The organism is Pantoea sp. B550, from assembly GCF_024158165.1.
Taxonomy (GTDB): Bacteria; Pseudomonadota; Gammaproteobacteria; order Enterobacterales; family Enterobacteriaceae; genus Pantoea; species Pantoea alfalfae.
Window position 1 is genome coordinate 3620153 of record NZ_JAMYXI010000003.1, and the last position, 15894, is coordinate 3636046.

Sequence of the window (15894 nt, forward strand, 5' to 3'; positions counted from 1 at the left end):
TTTTTCAGGCGGGCCATTCCTGTACGGTTGGCATGGGTGAGGGGTTTTGCAGATTTGTTGCAATGGAGTGGAAGTACGGTGCGTCGTGCAGGAAAGGCCTGCCTGCTCGCAAAGGAATTTCGCCTCCCTGCGGACTGGGCTCGCCATCCCTGGCTCGCACACTTTGCTTTTTCAGGCAGGCCATTCCTGCACGGTTGGCATGAGTGTGGAGGTTTTGATGGTTTGCAGGCATGCCCGCGCTTTCCTGCGCCTGAAATTCTCGTTTCTCCGTGCTCTGGAATCACTCACGGCACTTCGGTACGGAAGTTCAATTACATCGCCCGCTTCAGCGGCAGCGGAGCCACCAACACTTTCACGCCCAGGGCCTCAAACGCTTTGACCTGCGCGGCGCTGATGCCGCTGTCGGTAATCAGGTAGTGGATGTTGCTCCAGTCACAGGGCAGCGCGAACATGGACACCTTGTCGATTTTGCTGGAGTCCGCCACCACGTAAACCGTGCTGGCAGATTTGATCATCGCCAGTTTTACCTTGATGTCCGTTTCGCTGGGGAAGCTCAGGCCCAGACGCGGTGAGATGCAGGCGGTGGCCAGAAAGAGTTTTTCGGCCAGCACATTTTCGAAAAAGCTGGCCGCTTTCTCGCCCGAGGTGGAGAGCGTCGGAAACTTAAAGGTGCCGCCGGTCAGCAGGATATTGATCCCCGGCTCGCCGCCCAGTTTCAGGGCGATATTGACTGCCGTGGTCACCACGGACAAACGGCGGATGTGGCTGATGGCGTCGGTAATCGCCGTGGTGGTGGTGCCGGAATCGAAAATCACCGTGTCGCCATTTTCGATATGCTGCGCCGCCAGTCGGCCAATCGCCTCTTTCTCTTCCAGATGGGTCTGCCGCTCCAGCAGCATCGCGCCGGTATTCTGCTTGCCCGTCATCAGCGTTGCGCCACCGTGGTAGCGCTGCACAAACCCCTGTTTTTGCAGCATGCGCAGGTCGCTGCGTAATGTGGCTTCAGTCAGTCCAAAGGTCTCGGTCAGCGCTTTGACCGTGACCGTACCATCCTCACGGATCATCTCCAGAATTTTCTCGCGGCGTTGCTGCATGTCAGCGAACTGCTCACTTTTGCTTTTCAATCGAAATGCTCCCTTTTTCAGTAACCTGATGGCTTGGGCGGACAAGGTCTCTGTGGCTGAGTTTAACGCGCCATTTTTATGAATGCGAGATGACCTGACAGGTCTGTGATTTTCGAACGAAAATAAATAATCAGCAGGTTATTGAATCTCCCAGGCTTTCCCGATTGCCGCAGAGCAGCTTTATTTCGGGACTGGAACCCAGATCACGTCTTTTCAATCAGATAAGCCGCTTTGTACAGCAGATGGTCGAAATTTGATCTGCTCCACATATCATTTCTTTTCGATAGCTTATATTTTTGTTCGAAAATGATTGAGTCAACGGCATCAGCAAAAATCAGGGGAAGAGTGGGATGAGTGGTGAATATGACGTAAACCTGCGCTACGGCGTGGATACTGCAATGAATCTGGCCGGTAAGGTGGCGGTGGTGACCGGCGGGCTGGGCGGCATCGCCATGGCAACCAATGGCATGCTGCTGGAGAAGGGCGCGCATCTGGCACTGCTCTATCCGCCGTTTGAAGCGGAGAAAGTTGCCAGTCTGCAGGCGGACTTCGCGGCCGATCGGGTACAGTTTGTCTGCTGTGACGTCACCGATCCCGCGTCGGTGGAAAAGGCGTTTGACGCGGTGGTTTCCCACTATGGCCGCATCGATATTCTGGTCAACTGCGCAGGCTACGTGATGCTGCAGCCGGTGATTGAGACTGATTTTGCTGAGTGGCAGAAGCAGATCGCGGTGAATCTTACCGGCCCTTTCCTCTGCTCGCAGGCGGCCGCACGGCTGATGATTCGTGCCGGTGCGGGCGGCAAGATTATTAACATTGCCTCCCAGGCGGCGTCCATCGCGATCGACAATCATGTCGCCTACACCTCCGCCAAAGCGGGTCTGCTGGGCATGACTAAAGTGATGGCCAAAGAGTTTGCTCCGCATCGCATCAACGTGAATACCCTGTCGCCCACCGTGGTGCTCACGCCGATGGGCGAGAAAGCCTGGCGCGGCGAGAAAGGCGAGCAGATGAAAAAGCTGATTCCGCTGGGTCGCTTTGCCTATACCGATGAGATCGCCGCCGCCGTGCTGTTCTTCGCCAGCAACGGCAGCGACATGATTACCGGCGCAGATTTGATGATCGATGGTGGCTTCACCATCTGGTAAGGCCAACCCAACACCCGGGACTTCATACCCTGCCATAACGATAAGAGAGAACATCATGAAAAACCGTACCCTGCTGTGTACTGCCGTGGCTGCCTGTCTGGTTTCTCAGGCGGCGTTTGCCGCCGAAAAAGGCACCATTATGATTCTGGTTAACTCACTCGATAATCCTTACTACGCCTCCGAAGCCAAAGGGGCCAACCTCAAAGCGCAGTCGCTGGGCTACAAAACCACGGTGCTGTCGCACGGCGAAGATGTGAAGAAGCAGAGCGAACTGATCGATGCCGCTATCGGTAAGAAAGTGCAGGGTATCGTGCTGGATAACGCCGACTCCACCGCCAGCGTAGCGGCGATCAAAAAAGCCAAAGATGCCGGCATTCCGGTGGTGCTGATCAACCGTGAAATCCCGGTAGATGACGTGGCGCTGGCGCAGATTACCCACAACAACTTCCAGGCGGGTTCAGATGTGGCCAACGTCTTTGTCGAAAAGATGGGGGAAAAGGGCAAATACGCCGAGCTGGCCTGTAACCTGGCCGACAACAACTGCGTGACCCGTTCTAAATCGTTCCATCAGGTGCTGGATCAGTATCCCGATATGCAGAGCGTGGCGCGTCAGGATGCCAAAGGCACCCTGATCGATGGCAAGCGCATTATGGACAGCATCCTGCAGGCGCACCCGGATGTGAAAGGCGTGATCTGTGGTAACGGTCCGGTCGCGCTGGGTGCCATTGCGGCGCTCAAGGCAGCCGGTCGCAACGATGTCATCGTGGTGGGGATTGATGGCAGCAACGACGAACGCGATGCGGTCAAAGCGGGTACGCTGAAAGCCACGGTGATGCTGCAGGCGCAGGCGATTGCCGCTGAAGGCGTGACCGATCTCGATAACTTCATTCAGAAAGGCGTGAAGCCGGAGAAACAGCGTGTCATGTTCCGCGGCATTCTGATTACTCCGGAAAACGCCAAAGGCGTCCAGGACTTTAACTACAAGTCGTAATTAACCGCTGCCGCGCCTGCGCGAGCGGGCGCCAGGGAGAAGAAGATGTCCCGAAGAGTCTGGCTGACGCTGGTGGTCATGCTGCTAAGCGGCTGCAAAATTGTGTCGCAGCAGGAGCTGGCTGACCTGAAGAATCCCCCCAATCCGAAGATGGCCAACATCGACCAGCTCTGGCAACAGAAGCTGGTGCCGCAGGTCCAGGCGGAGGCGAAACCGCTGGCAGCGCTGATGACGTCGCTCCAGTCTGCCAAAGACTTTGACAGCGCCTGTCAGACCTACGGCTATCGCAGTCAGGCTGAGAACCCCTGTATTTTCAGCGTCTCCGTTCGCGGTCAGGTAACGGCTGTCAATACCACTTCCCGCAGCGGAAAGATGACCGTAAAGGATGAATCAGGTGACAGTGTCACTATTCAGGTGGGACCGATCATCCGGGGCACGGCGCTGCGCGATGTCTATAAAGGCGCGAGTTATCAGGACTTTAACGATCAGGTGCTTTTTGGTGATTACGGTAAGGCGATTAACCAGCACGCCTCAGCCCTGATGCAACAGTTCGCGCCAAAAGTGGGCGACAAAGTGATGGTCAGCGGCGTGTTCAGCAGCTGGGACATTCCGCAACAGCTGCCGGATATCACCCCGGCTGCCATCACCCGGCAATAAGGAGCGGCAGATGCAAAATCCGCAACCGCAAACGTCCGGCGACGTGATTATCGAAACGCGCAACGTGTCGCGTCTCTATCCCGGCGTGACCGCGCTCGATCAGGTCAGCTATCGGGTCTACCGCAACAAAGTGAATGTCCTGATTGGGGAGAACGGGGCCGGCAAGTCCACCATGATGAAGATGCTGGCCGGGGTTGAAACGCCGTCGTCGGGCGAGATTCTGCTGGATGGCAAGGTGGTGTCGCTGAACTCCACCCATCAGGCGGAGAAGCAGGGGATCAGCATCATTTTTCAGGAGCTGAATCTGTTTCCCAACATGAACGTGATGGACAACATTTTTATCGCCAACGAGTTTTTCCAGCGCGGCGTCATCAATGAGAAGTATCAGTACGCGCTGGCGAAGTCGCTGCTGCAAAGGCTGCAGCTCGATGTCGATCCCTATGCACCGCTGGGCGAGTTGGGCATCGGGCATCAGCAACTGGTGGAGATTGCCAGAGCGCTGTCGAAGGATACCAGGGTGTTGATCATGGATGAACCCACCAGTGCCCTGAGTCAGTCGGAAGTCAAAGTGCTGTTCAATGTCATCGACCAGCTGAAGCGACGCGGCGTCACCATTATCTACATCTCACACCGGCTGGAAGAGTTGATGGAGATAGGCGATCACATCACCATTTTTCGCGATGGCCGTTTTATCAGTGAGCGCGAGGTGCGCGACGCCAGCGTGCCGTGGATTATCGCCCAGATGGTGGGCGATAAGAAAAAACAGTTCGACTATCAGCCTGCGCCACAAGGAGAAACGGTGCTGGAGGTCGAGGGGCTGACCGCGCTGCATCAGAACGGTGGCTACAAGCTGAATGAGGTCAGTTTTACCCTGCGCAAGGGCGAGGTAATCGGCATTTATGGTCTGCTGGGTGCCGGGCGCACCGAGCTGTTTAAGGGGCTGATTGGCCTGATGCCCTGTCAGTCGGGCCGGGTACGGCTGTCCGGTAAGGATCTGGCAAAGCGCAGCTTCCAGCAGCGGCTGAAAAGTGGCATCGCGCTGGTGCCGGAAGATCGCAAAGGCGAAGGGGTGATTGAACTGATGTCGATCACCGCCAACATGACACTCTCTGATTTCAGCCTGCGCGGTTTTCGCCGGGCGCTGGGGCTGCTGAATCCCGGCCGGGAGCAGCAGCGGGTCAATGAGATGATCGGCCATCTGGCGATCAAAGTCAGCGATCCCGATCTGCCGGTCACGGCGCTAAGCGGGGGTAATCAGCAGAAGGTCGTGCTGGGTAAAGCGCTGATGACCGGGCCGCAGGTGGTGTTGCTGGATGAGCCGACGCGCGGCATCGATGTCGGTGCCAAAACCGACGTCTATCACCTGATTGGCAATCTGGCTCAGCAGGGGCTGGCCGTCATGTTCTCATCGTCTGAACTGGATGAGGTGATGGCGCTCGCGGACCGCATTTTAGTGATGGCCGATGGCCGGATAACGGCCGATCTGCCCCGCGCAGCGGCAACGAGAGAACATCTGATCGCGGCATCAACCCCGCAGGATTAAGCGCCTGACCCATTGGGCTAAGCTGGCCGGAGAATGTCATGAACCAAAAATACCTGCTCTATATGTACCTCCTCAAGGCGCGCACCTTTATTGCGCTGCTGATTGTAGTCGGCTTCTTCAGCGTGATGGTGCCGAACTTTCTGACGCCCTCTAACCTGCTGATTATGACGCAGCACGTCGCCATAACCGGGCTGCTGGCGATTGGCATGACGCTGGTGATCCTCACCGGCGGTATCGATCTCTCGGTGGGCGCGGTCGCGGGGATCTGCGGCATGGTGGCGGGCGCGCTGCTGACCAATGGCATTCCGTTATGGGGCGGCAATACGCTGTTTCTCAACGTGCCTGAAGTGATTCTGGTGGTGGCGATCTTTGGCGTGCTGGTGGGGCTGATTAACGGCACGGTGATCACCCGACTGGGCGTGGCCCCCTTTATCTGCACCCTGGGCATGATGTATGTGGCGCGCGGGGCGGCACTGCTGTTCAACGACGGCGGCACCTACGCCAATCTGGTCGGGATGCCCGCGCTGGGCAACACCGGTTTTGCCCTGCTGGGTTCCGGCACCGTGCTGGGCGTGTATCTGCCGATCTGGCTGATGCTCGGCTTCTTACTGCTTGGCCTCTACCTGACGCGCAAAACCCCGCTGGGCCGTTACATCTACGCGATTGGCGGCAATGAGTCCGCCGCGCGACTGGCGGGCGTGCCGATTATCAAAGTGAAAGTTTTTGTCTACGCCTTTTCCGGCCTCTGCGCCGGTCTGGTTGGGCTGGTGGTGGCCTCTCAGTTGCAGACTGCGCATCCGATGACCGGCAACATGTTTGAGATGGATGCCATTGGTGCCACCGTGCTGGGCGGCACGGCGCTGGCGGGCGGGCGTGGGCGGGTGTCCGGCTCGATTATTGGCGCGTTCGTTATCGTCTTCCTGGCGGATGGCATGGTGATGATGGGCGTCAGCGATTTCTGGCAGATGGTAATTAAAGGTCTGGTGATTGTCACAGCCGTCGTGATCGACCAGTTCCAGCAGCGTCTGCAAAGCAAAGTGGTGCTGCTGCGTCGCCATGAAAAAAAGCAGCAGGCAGCGCCTCTCACTGATGTTCGTCACAGTTAACAGGAGCAATTATGAGCCGCGAACAACGTGCAAAAACAGTGGTGATTACCGGTGCCTGTCGCGGCATCGGTGCCGGGATCGCGGCGCGTTTCGCCCGCGACGGGGCCAGGCTGGTGATGGTGTCGAATGCCGATCGGGTCTTTGCCACCGCTGACCAGCTTCAAGAGCAGTACGGCAGTGAGATTCTGGCGCTGCGGGTCGACGTTACGGATGAAGCGGCGGTGCAGCAGCTCTATCAACAGGCCTTTGAACGCTTTGGACAGATTGACGTCTCGATTCAGAATGCGGGCGTGATCACCATTGACCGTTTCGACACCATGCCGAAAAGCGACTTTGAGCGGATTCTGGCTGTGAACACCACCGCCGTCTGGCTCTGCTGTCGTGAAGCCGCGAAATATATGGTGAAGCAGGGCAGCGGCAGTCTGATTAACACCTCATCGGGGCAGGGACGGCAGGGCTTTATTTACACGCCGCACTATGCCGCCAGCAAAATGGGGGTCATCGGCATCACTCAGAGTCTGGCGCTGGAGCTGGCACCGTGGAACATTACGGTCAACGCCTTCTGTCCCGGCATCATTGAGAGTGAGATGTGGGATTACAACGATCGCGTCTGGGGCGAGATCCTCAGCAGCGAGGAGAAAACCTACGGCAAAGGTGAGTTGATGGCCGAGTGGGTGAAAAATATTCCGCTGAAGCGTGCCGGTCAGCCGGAGGATGTGGCCGGGCTGGTGGCGTTTCTGGCTTCAGAAGATGCGCGCTATATCACCGGACAGACTATTAATGTCGATGGCGGCTTAATCTTCTCCTGATGACGCCAGAGATGATCCAGGCCTGCTGCATAGCAGGCCTTTTTTTCTGCCAGACTTTTCTGGTATATGCACAATTTGCCTCTGCTGTCCTGCATCGCCGTCACAATATGTTAAGGTAACTGTGAATGAATTTGACTTTTATCGCAGTGACAAATTAATCAATGTGCCAGGTGACATGATACGGAAAACAGGGGTTCTCTCTTTGATTGCGCTGTCGCTCTCTGCCTTGCAGAGCGCTCACGCGTTCCAGACTGAAACAACAGTGTCAGAAACGCCCTTCGACAATCCTGCGCGCTACAGTGATTCGCTCCCGACGCTCGGCAGCACCCGCGACGAGGATGAAGCATGGAGCAAAAAGCTGGCGGCTGTGGCGAAAAGCATCGGTGAAGCGAGTAACAACAGCGACAGCAATGTGACGTTTGGCCAGCAGGCGGGCGTCTGGGCGTTCAATCATCTGCGTGATGAAGTGGCCGGTCGGGTTGAGAGCGAAGGGCAGTCACTGCTGTCGCCTTATGGTAATGCGCAGCTGGACCTGAAAGTCGACATGAACGGAAACTTCACCGGCACTGGCGGCGATCTCTTCAGCGCACTGGCCGACGAGAATAGCCAGCTTACCTTCAGCCAGCTTGGCCTGCATGATACCGGTGAGGGTCTGGTCGGCAATGCGGGACTGGGACAGCGGTGGGACGCCGGTAACTGGCTGCTGGGCTACAACGGCTTTGTTGAACACGTCTTCAGCAGCGGCCTGCAGCGCGCCTCGGTGGGAACTGAAGCCTGGAGTGATTCGATGCGTTTCTCTGCCAACTACTATCAGCCACTTTCCGGCTGGAAAAATCTTGGCAGTTCGCAGCAGCAGCGCATGGCGCGCGGCTATGACATCACCAGCCAGAGCTATCTGCCCTTTTATCGTCAGCTGGGCGTCTCGGTAAGCTATCAGCAATATCTGGGTGAAAATGTCGATCTGTTTAACAGCGGCAACCGCTATCACAATCCCTCTGCCATGTCGTTTGGCCTCTCTTACACACCGGTGCCGCTGGTAACGCTGTCTGCTACTCACAAAACCAGCAGTGCCGGTGAAAGCCAGGATCAACTGGGGCTGAAACTGAACTATCGCTTCGGCGTGGCGCTGAGCCGTCAGCTTGACGCCGGTAACGTCGCGGAAGCGCGCTCTCTGCGTGGCAGCCGTTACGATACCGTGACCCGCAGCGATACGCCGGTGCTCTCATTCCGTCAGCGCAAAACCCTGTCGGTATTTCTGGCGACACCGCCCTGGCAGTTAAGCAGTGGCGAGAGTCTGCCGCTGAAGCTACAGGTGCGGGCCAGCAATGACATCAGGGCAGTGAGCTGGCAGGGTGACACGCAGGCGCTGAGCCTGACGCCACCAGCCAATAACGCCGATCCGCAGGGCTGGAGTGTGATTTTACCGCAATGGGATCCGTCGCCAGACGCCAGCAACGAATACCGGCTGTCGGTGACGCTGGAGGACAGCAAGCAGCAGCGTGTCACCTCTAACTGGATCACCCTTAAGGTTGAGCCACCGATGGCGATGGACGCGGCTCCGCAGACCGATCGTTACGATTTAATGGCGCCTACCGGTACGACGCTGTAGCGGGAACCTGCCAGCACTGCGCTCTGGCGGGTAAATCTGACCAGCGTGATGCATGACCCGTCCGCCCGGATTCATCTGACCACTGTACCGATGCTGTGCGGCCGTCAGGCTTATGTGTCAGTAGTAACATCATGTTGCAATCATCAGTCGCAACTATCGCAGCGATGCGTAAGGGACGCTGGCAAAATGCCGATGATAAGAGCAATTCCATCGTTTACTGGTCTTGCTTATGCGCCTGAGTTTACTGAAATATCTTGTCCCTGCTTTTCTTCGTCAGCGTGATCTGCACGCCGCCGCGTCTTTCCGCTCGCTGGGGCGCGCTATGCCCGTGATTGAGTTCACGCCTGAGGGCATTATTCAGAAAGCCAGCCCGCTATTTCTGGCCGCCATGGGATACCGGGCGGACGACATTGTCGGCCAGCATCACAGCATGTTCTGCCCGCCCGCGCTGGTGAACTCGCCAGAGTACCAACGTTTCTGGCAGCGTCTGGCGGCAGGCGAAAGCTTCAGTGATAAATATCTGCGGCTGGCGAACGGCATGCGACCGGTCTGGCTGGAGGCGAGCTATATTCCGGTGACTGACCGGCGCGGACGGGTATTCAAAATCGTGAAAATAGCGGCTGATATTTCAGAAAGAATGCAGTCATCACTGGAGCAGGAGTCCATCATCAATGCGATCAGCCGCTCCATGGCCGTGATCGCATTCAGTCCTGACGGCCACGTGCTGGAGGCAAATGATAACTTCCTTAAGGCTACCGGCTATCAGGCTGCTGAAGTAACAGGAAAGCATCACCGGCTTTTCTGTTCGGATGCGCTCTCTCAGAGTGAGGAGTATCGGCAGTTCTGGGTGAGGCTGAATCAGGGCGAGTTTTTTTCGGGCCAGTTTCCCCGTCTTAACCGGCGTGGCGAACCGCTCTGGCTCAGGGCCACTTACAACCCGGTTTTTAACAGCGATGGACAGCTCATTAAAATTGTTAAATTCGCCACCGATGTGACGGAACAGGTGCTACGTAATCAGCAGGAATATGATGCGGCATTAAATGCCTGGAACATGGCCGTACAGACGCGGGGAAGTGCACAGGCGGGTGCGGATGTTATCGACAACAGCATTCAGATGATCAGCCGGATTGCTGAAGAGATGAGCGTGGTCTCGGCAGATGTGACGCGCCTGAACAGCCAGTCTGACAGCATTAATGGCATGGTTGAAACCATCCGACGCTTTGCCATGCAGACCCGCCTTATTGCACTGAATGCCGCCATTGAAGCGGCGCGGGCGGGCACGTCAGGCCGCAGCTTTGCCGTTGTGGCGGCAGAGGTCCGCAGCCTGGCGGCCAGCGTCAGCAGTGCGACCGAGGAGATTGAGCGGGTAGCCACAGGGAATAATCAACTGGCCAGAGAGGTGCTGCGGGGAATTGAAACCTCGCTGGCGAACACCGGTCAGGGGGTACTGCTGATGCGTGAGGCAGGAGACGTGATTGCCAGTATTAAGAAGGATTCAGAGCGGGTTGAAAGCGCCGTCAGAGACGTTGCCCGCGCGGCACATAGCGAATAACGACGCCTTCATCGGCCGGGTAAACAGGGCCGGTGAAGGCGTGGCCCGGAAGAGCAGGGATGAATCGGGCCAGGTCCGGCGTGGGTACGAACAGGAGAATAAGGAACGGCGGTTGTGACGCTTATCTGAACAGCGCCGCTCAGCCTGGCATGGTCAGTTAACCAGTTTCGTCACGACACGAACGGCTCTGGCGTAGACTTCTCTCTGACCGTTGACAGACCGCGCTTCCTGTTGTTTCAGAAACGCAATGATTTCCTGGATTCCTGCTGTCTTACCTGACTTCAGCAGGCTGGAAACAGCCTGTCCTACCACGGCATGGACATCATCCATATCCGCCGGTTTATCGATGCTCAAAAGAAACTCCAGGGCAGCAATTCTGCTGAACAGCATCTGAATGGGCAACGCGTCGGTGATTCAGCCTGCCCGTCTGTTTATCGAAAGCGAGCATTATGGCAGAGCCTTAAGCAGTTTTTCCCGCAGTGTGGCAACCTGGGTCGTCAGTTCACCCAGCTCACTGCAGGCGGTATCCATTACTGAGATCATATCTGCCGGGACACCCGCCGCCGCGACTTTAAGCTGGTGGCCCTGTTCCGTCAGTGAGACCACAACCCGACGCTCATCCTTCCCGGTGTCACGCTGCCGACAGATAATGCCAGCGCTCTCCAGCCGCTTCAGAAGCTGACTGAGCGTGCCGGAATCCAGCCGGACGCGCGCGCCAATCTCAGAAACGGTCAGGCGATCTTTTTCCCACAGCACCAGCAGTACCAGATACTGCGGATAGGTCAGCCCAAGCGGTTTCAGCCGCGACTGATAGAGCTTTGTCATGGCGAGCGATGCGGAATAGAGCGCAAAGCAGAGAAACTGGTCGATGGTTTCTGGCGCGGCACTGGCGGGAGACGTATCAGCGATCCCCACGGTTTCATCATTCATATTTTTACTCATTCTGAGTCCGGGGCAGGAGAGCCAGACCACCGGCGGCTTATCAGCCCTGAAGTCTTGCTAAGTGTATATCGGGGAGATGCTGACTGCAGCAGCATCTCTTTTCGGGTGTCAGAAACCCAACTTTCAATCGCTTTCGCGGCGAGAGGAAAAGCCGTTGGCTACGCCTCCGGTTGAAAGGTGGCTCAGTATTGAGTCAAATTAAATTGAAGTCAATATAACCGGGCGCAGCCCCTGGCGCACAACGTGCGCCAGGGGCAAAACGGCGAAGATTTGCTGCAAAATTTCAGCATTTAACGCAGAAGTGAATGCCGTGCACTGTCAGCGCTCTGATCCGGTCATCGGGTAATGACCGCGCAGCGCAGAAAGTTATCCATGACCGCAATCATTCTTCCCACCGCCAGCAGGTCAGCGGCCAGCAACAGGTCGCTGCGCACCAGTTTGTCCATCAGGGCGCGATCACTCATGTGCGCCTGAATCCGGCTGTAAAGCTGGGTCAGATGTATCCAGTTATTGGCGAACGTATCCACACTCAGATACTCGCCTTCACTGAGTTGCTGAAGCAGAATATCCACATCCTGTTTCAGGCCACCGATCCGGCTGATAAGGTCAGCCGTGCCGACGGAGAGTTGTCCGCCGGAAGGGTTCATACGGTGAAGGTCCCCACCATGCCGCGCAGATCGCGCGCCTGCGCCAGCAGGGACTGTGACGCGGAAGAGGACTCTTCCACCAGCGCAGCGTTATTCTGCGTGACGCCGTCCATCTGACTGACTGCAATACTGACCTGGGAGATGCCCTGCATCTGTTCACCGGAGGAGAGTGAGAGGTTGTCCATGGCATCGGCCAGTTCGCCCACGCGGCTGACAATTTCCAGGATGCGCTCACCCGTTCCTGCCGCTACGGTGACGCCTTCTTCAACCTGCGTGACCGCCTGCTCAATCAGCTGCTTGATGTCGCGCGCTGCAGTGGCGCTGCGCTGGGCCAGCGAGCGGACTTCACCCGCGACCACAGCAAATCCGCGACCGTCTTCACCGGCACGTGCTGCTTCTACGGCAGCGTTAAGCGCCAGAATATTGGTCTGGAAAGCGATACCTTCTATCACAGAGGTAATGTCACGCACCCGCACGGCACTCAGCGAAATGTCATGCATGGTTTCTGACAGGCGCTGAACATCCACTTCGCCCGCATGAGCCAGCGTGGCAGCCTCGCGTGCTGAACCCGCCGTCTGATGCGCGCCCGCCGCATTGCTTTTTACGGTGGCAGTGAGCTGCTCCATGCTGGCTGCGGTTTCCTGCAGCGCAGCAGCCTGCTGCTCGGTACGGGATGACAGCTCACTGTTGCCCTGAGAAATCTCATCGGCCGCCAGCGCCACCGAAGCGGAAGCCTCTTTAATTTGCGACACCAGCCCGCGCAGATTGGTCTGCATACCGCTTAACGAGGCAAGCAGGCTGGTGCTGTCGCCACGGCGTAGCGTAACTGCGGAGGTGAGATCGCCAGCGGCAATTGCGGCAGCCAGCGTCTGTGCCTGAACAGGTTCGCCGCCCAGCTGACGCATCAGCATACGCACAATAAACACGCAGGTGGCGACCGCAGCCAGCACGGAGATTGCTGCCAGGATGATCAGTATCCAGGTGGTGCGGGCGATCGCGTTACCGTTTTCCACCACCGCATCCCGGCTGTTGCGCATCTCAAGCTCCGTCAGATCGTTGATCGCTTTAAGCAGAGTCTGCTGAGCAGGACGCGCTACGGTTAACAGATAGTCGGTAACCTCCTGCTGACGGTTTTCCAGCCCGAGTTTCCCGGCGTTCATCAGGGTGGATAGCGCGGCCCCTTCGGCAGATTCAATTCTGCCCATCGCCTCGCGTCCCGCGGGGCCGGCGTCAGTTTGCATCATGTGCGACAGCGCTTCACGATTGCTGATGTAAAGCGCCTGCTGTTTTTGCAGACGTTCCCATTCTGGCTTCATCGCAACAGGATCGGTCATCAGGGCCAGGTTACGCACTGCAATAGCCATATCCCGCACGCCGCCACGCATATCCAGTACGGTCTGGTACTTTTTCAGCCGGACATTGACCACTTCGTCCATGCTATTACGGGCGCTATTAAGCGCCTGAATCGCGGTACCGGCACAAATAATAAATAGCAAAATCAGCAGGCCAAAACCTGCGCTAAGGCGCGTTGAGATTTTCATCGATCTTCCAGAAGCGTTCGTTGGGTAATCCGGTATCGGCAGTCGGAGAGGGTTCTGTAGGGTTGGGTTCAACTAAATTGATCGCTATTTAGTTTTGTGCAACAAAAGTCCGTTCTGCCGGAGTGTGCCCCGCGTGATTGGACCGACAGTAAAAAAATAAAAAAGTGTCATATTCTCAGGCTTTGTAACGCAAATTTGCGCAACGACCTGCGGCGATAATGACACATCAACTTATTGTTAATTAGAAATTTAATATGGCTGGCATGGTGCATTCTGACGCGCTGTGCGGTGGTGCACCATCCCGGATGCATAACCCGTCGGAACCCTTGTAATGCACAAATATAACCGGACCGGCCTGTTAATCTCGCCGCCGCTGCCGATAGAACACTCATCGATATTGATGACGTAACCGGCACGCGCCGCTCAGTGCAGCTCTTCTGTTGTGCTGGCGCGAGGCGGGTGAGAACGCGTGATTTCTATAAAAAGAAATAGCGGAGGGGTGATTATCGTCGGTAGTTAAGCTGACAGGCTATAAGAAATACACCCCGGTTTTTTACTGATAATTAAAACAACACTCTGACACTCTCCATCACCGGGAATGAACGCATGCGCCTGAAACTTTTCTGGCTCGCAGTGCTGAATATTGCGACCATCATTTTACTCTCAACACTGTGGGAATTCGGGCTTGAGGCACGGATTTCCAGCCTGCTGGGCCTGGGCTACGATCCCGATTTTGAAACCAGTGAGCGGGTGCGGTTTATCGTGACCTCAACCTCATTTGCCGGGCTGGCGATGATTATTCCGGCGCTGTTTATCGCGAATCTGATCCGCAAAGCACTCAGAGCGGAAAAAGATGCGCTCAGGCTGGCCGGAACCGATGCGCTGACCGGGGTCCTGAACCGCCGGTCCTTGAATGAGTATATTGCAGAACTTGATGCTGGTGAGGTGCCCTATACCCTGACACTGCTCGACATTAATGAGTTCAAAAGTATCAATGATCTGAACGGTCATCGTCAGGGTGATGCCACGCTGATCGCTTTGGCCAGTCTGCTGACTGCCTCGGCCGACAGCGGGAGCCAGGTATTCCGCGTAGGTGGGGATGAGTTTGCCATTGTTGCCGATGCTTCTCAGGCGGATCAGGCGCTTGATGCCGCGAGGCGTTTCTGTCAGCAGGCGACATCCATCCGCACCGGTCCCCACACCTTCCTGAGTCTCTCAGCCGGTATTGCCAGCTCAACCTGCACGGCGCAGGCTGATGTGATGCGGGCAGCCGATCTGGCGTTATACGAGGCGAAGCAGGAGAAGGGCGCCTATCTGGCGCGCTTCTCGCCAGATATGGAACTGCGTTTTCGCCAGCGCGAAAGGCTGGAGCAGGAGGTGGTTGCCGCCGTCAGCGGCCACGCTATCGTTCCCTTTCTGCAGCCGCTGGTGTCGCTGCGAAGCGGAAATATTACCGGCTTTGAAATACTGGCACGCTGGATCACCGCGTCGGGGCAGACGGTTTCACCGGCCGAGTTTTTGCCGGTGGTGGAACGGCTGGGGTTGATGGACAGCATGACCGTGGCGCTGCTGCAGGATGCGGTCAGTGCAACACGGGCATGGCCTGCCGGGCTCTGCCTGTCGCTGAACATTACCCCGGAGCAGCTGCTGAGACCGTCGCTGACCACCTGTCTGTCCCGCATTATGCAGCAAGCCGGACCGGTTATGCTGGAACTGGAGATCACGGAACAGAACGTCATGACCATCTCTGATGATGCCCGTGAGGCGATACGTCAGCTGAAAGAGGACGGTATCGGCGTGGTACTGGACGATTTCGGTACCGGCTATTCCAATCTCTCCGTATTACTGGGGCTGGGTATTACCAAAATCAAAATTGATCAGACGTTTATTGCCGGAATTGTGACCGGGTCGGAGCAGCGGAAAGTCGTGGAAACGCTGCTGGCGCTCTGTCAGGGGCTGAATGTGGTGATTACGGCAGAGGGGATCGAGGACGTCACCACGCTGCGGTGGCTGAGAAAACGCGGCTGTGATTATGGTCAGGGGTATCTTTTCAGCCGTCCGGTACCTGCCGGGCAGGCAACCACGCTGCTGGCCTCGGCCAACGTGGAAGAGCTGATGGAGGAAGAGGCCGTGGCAGTTAACTTAGTCAGGGCGCTGGGCTGAAACCGGCGTGAGAACAGATTATGCCTGGCGTGAGTCAGTCAACAGGCCCGGCAGGAAGCGCC

At 56.9% G+C, this 15894-nt stretch carries 14 protein-coding genes; 9 read left to right on the forward strand and 5 right to left on the reverse strand.

Translation table 11 applies throughout. The features are described 5' to 3' along the window. Positions 1-311: 311 nt before the first annotated feature. The gene (locus tag NIM72_RS19970; RefSeq protein WP_095707297.1) at positions 312-1124 is read right to left on the reverse strand and encodes a DeoR/GlpR family DNA-binding transcription regulator; all 813 of its coding nucleotides are present in this window, start codon (positions 1122-1124) and stop codon (positions 312-314) included. 350 nt (positions 1125-1474) lie between these two features. On the opposite strand from NIM72_RS19970, the gene NIM72_RS19975 reads away from it, so the two are divergent. From NIM72_RS19975 to NIM72_RS20010, 8 genes are all read left to right on the forward strand, one after another. Then, the gene (locus NIM72_RS19975; protein ID WP_161735616.1) at positions 1475-2272 is read left to right on the forward strand and encodes a GolD/DthD family dehydrogenase; all 798 of its coding nucleotides are present in this window, start codon (positions 1475-1477) and stop codon (positions 2270-2272) included. A gap of 55 nt (positions 2273-2327) precedes the next feature. After that, positions 2328-3263 (forward strand): D-ribose ABC transporter substrate-binding protein, encoded by a 936-nt coding sequence (locus tag NIM72_RS19980; protein ID WP_222924126.1) that lies wholly within the window; start codon positions 2328-2330, stop codon positions 3261-3263. Between the two features lie 45 nt (positions 3264-3308). Beyond that, positions 3309-3920, forward strand: a complete 612-nt coding sequence (locus NIM72_RS19985; RefSeq protein WP_161735620.1) for a DUF2291 family protein — start codon at positions 3309-3311, stop codon at positions 3918-3920. A 10-nt stretch (positions 3921-3930) separates the two neighbouring features. After that, complete coding sequence (locus tag NIM72_RS19990) at positions 3931-5463, forward strand: sugar ABC transporter ATP-binding protein (protein ID WP_161735622.1); 1533 nt, start codon at positions 3931-3933, stop codon at positions 5461-5463. Between the two features lie 38 nt (positions 5464-5501). Continuing rightward, positions 5502-6569 carry an ABC transporter permease gene (locus tag NIM72_RS19995; RefSeq protein WP_253421720.1) on the forward strand — a complete coding sequence of 356 codons (1068 nt, stop codon included), beginning with the start codon at positions 5502-5504 and terminating at the stop codon, positions 6567-6569. 11 nt (positions 6570-6580) lie between these two features. Next, entirely contained in the window at positions 6581-7378 is a 798-nt protein-coding gene (locus NIM72_RS20000; protein WP_161736842.1) for an SDR family oxidoreductase, read from the forward strand. Between the two features lie 175 nt (positions 7379-7553). Then, a complete protein-coding gene (locus NIM72_RS20005) occupies positions 7554-8987 on the forward strand; it encodes a YchO/YchP family invasin (RefSeq protein ID WP_253421722.1) in 1434 nt (477 codons plus the stop codon). Positions 8988-9216: 229 nt separating this feature from the next. Beyond that, positions 9217-10539 carry a PAS domain-containing methyl-accepting chemotaxis protein gene (locus NIM72_RS20010; RefSeq protein ID WP_202605114.1) on the forward strand — a complete coding sequence of 441 codons (1323 nt, stop codon included), beginning with the start codon at positions 9217-9219 and terminating at the stop codon, positions 10537-10539. A 153-nt stretch (positions 10540-10692) separates the two neighbouring features. Here NIM72_RS20010 and NIM72_RS20015 read toward each other — a convergent pair whose 3' ends face one another. From NIM72_RS20015 to NIM72_RS20030, 4 genes are all read right to left on the reverse strand, one after another. After that, the gene (locus NIM72_RS20015; protein ID WP_237566777.1) at positions 10693-10893 is read right to left on the reverse strand and encodes a hypothetical protein; all 201 of its coding nucleotides are present in this window, start codon (positions 10891-10893) and stop codon (positions 10693-10695) included. A 93-nt stretch (positions 10894-10986) separates the two neighbouring features. Continuing rightward, the gene (locus NIM72_RS20020) at positions 10987-11481 is read right to left on the reverse strand and encodes a MarR family winged helix-turn-helix transcriptional regulator (RefSeq protein ID WP_161736841.1); all 495 of its coding nucleotides are present in this window, start codon (positions 11479-11481) and stop codon (positions 10987-10989) included. A 335-nt stretch (positions 11482-11816) separates the two neighbouring features. Continuing rightward, positions 11817-12128 carry a hypothetical protein gene (locus tag NIM72_RS20025; protein WP_161736840.1) on the reverse strand — a complete coding sequence of 104 codons (312 nt, stop codon included), beginning with the start codon at positions 12126-12128 and terminating at the stop codon, positions 11817-11819. Further along, positions 12125-13669, reverse strand: a complete 1545-nt coding sequence (locus NIM72_RS20030) for a methyl-accepting chemotaxis protein (RefSeq protein WP_161736839.1) — start codon at positions 13667-13669, stop codon at positions 12125-12127. Before NIM72_RS20030 ends, NIM72_RS20025 begins: the two co-directional genes overlap by 4 nt. 606 nt (positions 13670-14275) lie before the next feature. Between NIM72_RS20030 and NIM72_RS20035 the strand changes: the two genes are divergently transcribed. Further along, complete coding sequence (locus tag NIM72_RS20035) at positions 14276-15832, forward strand: bifunctional diguanylate cyclase/phosphodiesterase (RefSeq protein WP_253421724.1); 1557 nt, start codon at positions 14276-14278, stop codon at positions 15830-15832. Positions 15833-15894 lie beyond the last annotated feature (62 nt).